Origin of the sequence: uncultured Cardiobacterium sp. (genome assembly GCF_938028185.1) — a bacterium.
In the GTDB taxonomy this organism is placed as follows: Bacteria; Pseudomonadota; Gammaproteobacteria; order Cardiobacteriales; family Cardiobacteriaceae; genus Cardiobacterium.
In genome coordinates, this window is sequence record NZ_CALJAH010000458.1 from 1 (window position 1) to 6,235 (window position 6,235).

The window sequence follows — 6,235 nt, forward strand, 5'->3', positions numbered from 1 at the left end:
ATGGAAAAACGGGAATTTCTACCATTCGTCCCACCAGCAGCGTCGCCAGCTCGCCTGACAGTAGCGAGGAATTTGAGCCGGATAAATAGATATCGGCATCCAAATCCACCCGCAGGCTGTTTACCGCATCTTCCCAGCCCGCTACGCGCTGAATTTCGTCAAAAAACAGATACATTTTTTGCCCTGCCACGGCACGCTCCATCACATAGCGATACAGCGCTTTAGCGGTGCGCAAGGCTTGGTGCTGCATTGATTCAAAGTTCAAAAACACAATCTGCGCCTCCGCCACGCCGCTTTCTTGCAAATAGCGGCGAAACATCTCCAGCACGAAGGTCTTGCCCGAACGGCGCACGCCGGTGATGACTTTGATGAATTCGCTGTTTTGGTATTTTTTTAAGCGGTTTAGGTAGATAGGGCGGTCAAATATGGTTTGCACCATGGTGAAAAATTCCTGCTTTCTTGGGCTGTATTTTCATTGTAGTGAAAATTTATCTGGTTTTATAGGATTATTTTTATTGTGATGCAAATTGTAGACTGCACGAACCCCATTTATGAAAATTTTTGATAAACCCTAACCAAATTACCCTATTTATCCGCGTAATTCGTCACTTTATGATGCCGCTTGCTTCAATCAAACAAGGAACTAAAAAATGACTTTAACCCTGCAACAAATCAACGACCGCTTTGAACTCAAACACTTGGTGGATCATTTCTCCAACTTGGCGGATGTGAAAGACGTGGACGCGCAACTGTCGCTGTTTACCGAAGACGCGCAAGTTACCACCTTCATCAAAGGCGAATTGTTCGCCAATGCCAAAGGTCGCGCGGAAATCGGCGATGTGTTCAAAAACTATCTGGCGCAATTCCACACCGTCTATCACTTAAACGGCCAGCAAACGGTGGAATTTACGGGCGAAGATAGCGCCGAGGGCATTGCTTACTGCCAAGTCGCCTTGGTTGCCGACAAAGACGGGCAGGACGAAATGCTAACCCATTATGTGCGCTATCAGGATAGCTACCAGCGTGTCGGCGGGGTGTGGCAGATTGCCAAGCGCGTGGCGAATTTCATGTATAGCGAGACGCGCAAGGTACAGGCGTAAAGCAGCCTGAAAACGCGAGAAAAACCAACCGCACTTTTGTCTTTAAGGCGGTGTCGTCTGAATCTCTTCAACCACAGAAGGAAATAAAAAATGAAACCACAAGTAACGGTCGTACTCGGCTCGGGCGCGATTGCGGTCGCCATCGCCCGCCGTGTCAGCAGCGGCAAACACATTCTGCTCGCCGACTTGCGTTTGGAAAACGCCGGAAAAGCCGCACAGACGTTGCGCGAAGCGGGTTTTGCGTGCAGCACCATTGAAATGGATGTATCCAGCCGCGAATCGGTGCAGAAAGTTGCCGACCAAGCAGTCAGCCTGGGCGCGGTGCAATATGTGATTAACTCGGCGGGCGTGTCGCCGTCGCAAGCCAGCCCGCAAACCATCGCCAAAGTGGATTTGTACGGCACGGCGCTGGTGCTGGAGATTTTCGGCGGCGTGATTGCCGAGGGCGGCGCGGGCGTGGTGATCGGTTCGCAATCCAGCCACCGCCTGCCGCCGCTTGGCGAAAGTGATTTGCGCGCGCTGGCGGTTACGCCCACCGAAGAATTACTGGATTTGCCGCTGGTGCGCGACATCGGCGACAGTCTGCGCGCCTATCAAGTCGCCAAAAAAGCCAATGCGCTGCGCGTGCAGATGGAAGCGGTGCGCTGGGGGCGGCGCGGCGCGCGGGTCAACTGCATCAGCCCCGGTATCGTTTACACGCCGCTGGCGTTGGACGAGTTAAATGGCGAGCGAAAGGATTTTTACCGCGATATGCTCGCCAATCTGCCCGTAAGGCGTGGTGGCACGCCCGACGAAGTAGCTGCGCTGGCAGAAATGGTTTTAATCGGTGGCTATATCACCGGCAGCGATTTTCTGATTGACGGCGGCGCGACAGCGAAATTCTGGTTTGGTGAAATAAAGGCCGTCTGAAAATGCTGCAGACGGCCTTTTGCTTCCTGTGCTTTATGCTGAAAACGGGTTCAGCAGTGGCACTTGCAGCGCGGCGAAATCGCGGGTGTTGCGCGTGACCAGGGTGAGGCCGTGGCGAATGGCACAGGCGGCAATCAGCGCGTCGTTATAAGGACGCTGGTCGGGGACGTGCAGGCGGGCGCAGATGCGGGCGGTATGGGCGTCAATCGGCAGGATGCGCGTCCCGAAGGTGGGCAGCACGATGTCATTCAGCCATTTTTCCAGGCGCAGAAATTGTGCTTCGTCGCCACGATGTTGTACGCGCAAAATGCCCTGCTCGATTTCCAGCAGGGTGATAACGCAGAGGTGGCAGCGATCGAAATCAATGGCTTGTACCCAGTGCGCGAGCGCCGGGTCAGCCCGCCCCTGACTGATTTTGCGGATTTCCGAGAGGATGTTGGTATCGAGCAGAAACATCAGAACAGCTCCTCGCGGTCGGCAATGATGCAGCGGGGAAATTCTACTTCGATCCAGTCCGATTCGGGGTCGCACAATTTTTCCGCCAGGCTCGGTTTGCCTTCTTGTAACGCCCGGTAAGCGGCGTAGTTCATCAACACGTAGGCGGGTTCGCCGCGGTCGGTGATGCACACAGGGGCGGTGTCGCTCATGTTTTTCGCCTTGGCGACGTTTTGGTTAAATTCGCGGCTGCTGATGGTTTGCATGATGGGTTCTCCGTTTGGTTGTAGCAACGTGTACGCATTGTAGGCGGCGGACGCGCTGGTGGCAAGGCGGCGCGTGGAAAGACCGCCTTGCCCACATCTCCCTATTTCCGGCAGCCGGCGAGCAGGTCCAGTTCTTTTTGGTAAATGCTGCCGCCGGTTTGTACGTCAAACAGGCCGAGGAAGGTGTGGAAGACGTTGTCCTGCGAGTATTCGCCGCTGCTGGCGCGGTGGTGCAGGCAGTCGCTGTCAACCGTCCCGCCTTGCCGCCAGGCATCTGATAGCCACAGTACCATCGGCACCCGCGTCTGTTCGACCGGGGCGACGCTGTAGGGTGTGCTGTGCAGGTAGATGCCGTTTTCGCCCAGCGATTCGCCGTGGTCAGATACGTAGAACACGCTGCTTTTCCAGTCTTTTTCGCGCGCAAGCCGCGCGATTACCCGCTCGATGAAGCCGTCCACGTAGCGGATGGTGTTGTCGTAGGTGTTGGTGATGGCTTCGCGGCTGCATTGCTGGATTTGTTTGGTGTCGCAGGTCGGCGCGTAGGCGCGGTATTCCGGGGTGTAGCGCTGGTAGTAGGTCGGGCCGTGGCTGCCGATGGTGTGCAGGATGATGACGGTATCTTGTGCGCCGGCGAGCGGCTGTTCGATGTCTTGCAGGAGGATGTCGTCGAGGCATTCGCCGTCCGTGCAGTATGCGGGCAGGTTCAGCGCGGTCATGTCGTGGTATTCGATGTTGGCGCAGGCGCCCTTGCAGCCGGTGTCGTTGTCGTACCAGACGACGCGCACCCCGGCGCGTTGCAGGATGTCGAGCAGGTTGTCGCGGCGGCTGGCGATATCGACGTCAAAGCGCGTACGCGGCTGTTCGGAGAGCATGCAGGGGACGGAGTAGGCGGTGTAGGTGCCGCAGCTGCTCACTTGCGGGTAGTTGATGATTTCTGCGCCGCGCGCCGCCAGTTGGGGCGTGGTCTGGCGCGCGTAGCCGTTCAGCCCCCAGTTTTGCGCGCGCGTCGCCTCGCCGATGATGAAGACGCTTACCCGCCGCTGCGGGTCGGTTTTTTGCTGGTGCGCGTCGGCGGCGACAGTTTCATAGGGGCGGTTGGCGCGGCGCTGGTGCTTGATTTTGCTGATGCTGGCGACGATGAAGTTGGTCGGCACGATGAGGTGCGGCAGGTCGTGGTTGTTGCGGCCGTAGGCGGCGTACTCCTGGTAGTAATGGTGGCTCAGCAGGAGCGCCAGCGCGAGCGAAACCAGCACCGCGCCGAGGCGCAGCGCCAGTTCGCGCCACCAGCGGCGGTAAACGACGCGCACGCGCAGATAAAGGAGCGCTGGAACAACGCCGAGCGCGAGCAGCCAGAGGGCATACGGCACGGTCAGCAGTTTGGCACTTTCGGCAGGCGTGGTAATCAGCACGTTGGTGAGCATGGCGCGGTCGAAATAGACGCCGAGGAAGATGACGGAATAACTGACCGCCGCCGACAGTAGCAGCACCAGCGGGATGATGACCTTGTGCAGAAACGGCAGCAGCAATAGATGGAAGACGACGTTCAGGCAGAGAAAGAGAAAGAGCGGCACGCTCCAGAGAAAAGTGCCGTCGCCGCCCGCCTCGCGCCACGCCTGCCAGACGGTGCGAAAAAAACCATAGTTAAGTGCGGTGAAAAACAGCGCCAGCACAAGCGCGAGGGTGGTGGCGGAAAGCCGCCAGCGGCCGGGGAGAAATCGCATATGGGTTCCTTAATGTGCGGTGGTGATAACAGCGCGGATTTGCAAACACCAGAAAAAGCCGGTTCAGCGAACCGGCTTGCGTGGGTGTCAGGCGCCAATCAGTCAATCAAAATGCGCAACATGCGGCGCAGCGGTTCGGCGGCGCCCCAGAGGAGCTGGTCGCCGACGGTGAAGGCGGAGAGGTATTCGCCGCCCATCTCCAGCTTGCGCAGGCGGCCGACGGGCACGGCGAGGGTGCCGCTCACTTTCGCCGGGGTGAGTTCGTGGATGCTGGCTTCCTTGGTGTTCGGGATGACCTTGACCCAGTCGTTGTGCGTTGCCAGCAGTTTTTCGATTTCGGCGAGCGGCAGGTCTTGCTTCAGCTTCATCGTAATCGCCTGGCTGTGGCAGCGCATCGAGCCGATGCGGACGCAGAGGCCATCGACGGGAACGGGATTGGCGCTGCGGTCCAAAATCTTGTTGGTCTCCACGCCGCCTTTCCATTCTTCCTTGGACTGGCCGTTGCCGAGGTCGGCGTCAATCCACGGGATGAGGCTGCCCGCGAGCGGTACGCCGAAATTGGCGGTCGGGTAGGCGTCGCTGCGCAGCGCGGCGCTGACCTTGCGGTCGATGTCGAGAATGGCGCTGCGCGGGTCGGCGAGTTCGCTCGCAACTTGTGCGTGCAGGTAGCCCATGCCTTCGAGTAGTTCGCGCATATTTTTCGCACCCGCGCCGGAAGCGGCCTGATAGGTCATGCTGGTCAGCCATTCGACCAGGTCGTTTTCAAAGAGGCCGCCGAGTGCCATCAGCATCAGCGAAACGGTGCAGTTGCCGCCGATGAAGTCTTTTTTGCCGTCGCGGATGGCCTGGTCAATGACGCTGCGGTTCACCGGGTCAAGGATGATGACGGCGCGGTCGTCCATGCGCAGGGCGGAGGCGGCGTCAATCCAGTAGCCGTCCCAGCCGCGCGCGCGCAGTTGCGGGTGGATGGCCTTGCTGTAGTCGCCACCCTGGCAGGTGATGATGATGTCCATCGCCGCGAGCGCATCGAGATTGTGCGCGTCTTGCAGGGTCTTGCCGCTGCCGGCGAAGGCTGGCGCCGCTTCGCCCGCCTGCGAGGTGGAAAAGAGGGTGGTTTCGACGTGGGCGAAGTCCTGCTCTTCCTGCATCCGCCCGATGAGGACGGAGCCAACCATGCCGCGCCAGCCAACAATGCCAAGTTTTTTCATGTGTATTCCTCGGTTAAATGGAAAGGGACGGCTATTAAACGCCCTTTGCCGGATGGCTGCAAGCGGGCGGGGCGGAGGCGCGCCAACGGCACCACTGCCGAAAAGACCTACGACACTGTGTTAATTTGTGCGGATTCCGCCCATCAACCCACCAGGACGCGCCATGATTCTCCTCTGGGACAAAACCGACCAATCCCCCGTCGCCAACGCCCAACAAGCCGAACACTACATCCAGCGAAAAACCATGCAGGCATTCATCCATACAAGACGACAAATCGAAGACAGCATTGGCCACCAATACGGCTGGAAAAGCGCACAATGGTTCGTGGTCTATATGCTCCTCAACCTCTGGCTCTACAAGGCAGGCGGCGACGGCGCACTCTACACCGACGCCCAGCTCAACGCCGCCATCTACCGCCTCCTCACCGCGCTGTACATTCCGGTACACTCGCCCGGCGGCTGGAATCTCGGCTACCTCCTCTCGCTCATTATCAACCTTTACATATTCTGCATCGCCATCAAAAACGAACGCGCCTTTTGGGTTTGGCGCGTTATCAAACTGCGCTGGCATCGCTGGCTAAAAATATTAGACTTCC

Annotated in this window: 8 protein-coding genes; 3 read left to right on the forward strand and 5 right to left on the reverse strand. The window is 58.3% G+C overall.

The window, feature by feature from the left end; translation table 11 throughout:
* A partial coding sequence (locus tag Q0349_RS13250) for an AAA family ATPase (RefSeq protein WP_298081488.1) occupies nucleotides 1-439 on the reverse strand: 439 nt, incomplete at its 3' end.
* A gap of 211 nt (nucleotides 440-650) precedes the next feature.
* Between Q0349_RS13250 and Q0349_RS13255 the strand changes: the two genes are divergently transcribed.
* Nucleotides 651-1,100 (forward strand): nuclear transport factor 2 family protein, encoded by a 450-nt coding sequence (locus tag Q0349_RS13255; RefSeq protein ID WP_298081489.1) that lies wholly within the window; start codon nucleotides 651-653, stop codon nucleotides 1,098-1,100.
* A 90-nt stretch (nucleotides 1,101-1,190) separates the two neighbouring features.
* A complete protein-coding gene (locus Q0349_RS13260) occupies nucleotides 1,191-2,009 on the forward strand; it encodes an SDR family oxidoreductase (protein ID WP_298081490.1) in 819 nt (272 codons plus the stop codon).
* Nucleotides 2,010-2,042: 33 nt separating this feature from the next.
* On the opposite strand, the gene Q0349_RS13265 is transcribed toward Q0349_RS13260, so the two are convergent.
* The 4 genes from Q0349_RS13265 to asd form a co-directional block, all read right to left on the reverse strand.
* On the reverse strand, nucleotides 2,043-2,465 hold the full coding sequence (locus Q0349_RS13265; RefSeq protein ID WP_298081491.1) for a type II toxin-antitoxin system VapC family toxin: 423 nt from the start codon (nucleotides 2,463-2,465) through the stop codon (nucleotides 2,043-2,045).
* Entirely contained in the window at nucleotides 2,465-2,710 is a 246-nt protein-coding gene (locus tag Q0349_RS13270) for a type II toxin-antitoxin system Phd/YefM family antitoxin (protein WP_004141995.1), read from the reverse strand. The genes Q0349_RS13265 and Q0349_RS13270 overlap by 1 nt, the downstream gene beginning before the upstream one ends.
* Nucleotides 2,711-2,811: 101 nt before the next feature.
* Nucleotides 2,812-4,431 carry a phosphoethanolamine--lipid A transferase gene (locus tag Q0349_RS13275; protein ID WP_298081492.1) on the reverse strand — a complete coding sequence of 540 codons (1,620 nt, stop codon included), beginning with the start codon at nucleotides 4,429-4,431 and terminating at the stop codon, nucleotides 2,812-2,814.
* A gap of 98 nt (nucleotides 4,432-4,529) precedes the next feature.
* Nucleotides 4,530-5,639, reverse strand: coding sequence for an aspartate-semialdehyde dehydrogenase (gene asd, locus Q0349_RS13280; RefSeq protein WP_298081493.1), 1,110 nt, complete (start codon nucleotides 5,637-5,639; stop codon nucleotides 4,530-4,532).
* Nucleotides 5,640-5,802: 163 nt separating this feature from the next.
* Between asd and Q0349_RS13285 the strand changes: the two genes are divergently transcribed.
* On the forward strand, nucleotides 5,803-6,235 hold a 433-nt coding region (locus Q0349_RS13285), incomplete at its 3' end, for a hypothetical protein (protein WP_298081494.1).

Coding starts and splice junctions, on each gene's coding strand:
- Q0349_RS13270 (WP_004141995.1), bottom strand. CDS start 2,710: ATGCAAACCATCAGCAGCCGCGAATTTAACCAAAACGTCGCCAAGGCG.
- Q0349_RS13260 (WP_298081490.1), top strand. CDS start 1,191: ATGAAACCACAAGTAACGGTCGTACTCGGCTCGGGCGCGATTGCGGTC.
- Q0349_RS13255 (WP_298081489.1), top strand. CDS start 651: ATGACTTTAACCCTGCAACAAATCAACGACCGCTTTGAACTCAAACAC.
- Q0349_RS13265 (WP_298081491.1), bottom strand. CDS start 2,465: ATGTTTCTGCTCGATACCAACATCCTCTCGGAAATCCGCAAAATCAGT.
- Q0349_RS13275 (WP_298081492.1), bottom strand. CDS start 4,431: ATGCGATTTCTCCCCGGCCGCTGGCGGCTTTCCGCCACCACCCTCGCG.
- asd (WP_298081493.1), bottom strand. CDS start 5,639: ATGAAAAAACTTGGCATTGTTGGCTGGCGCGGCATGGTTGGCTCCGTC.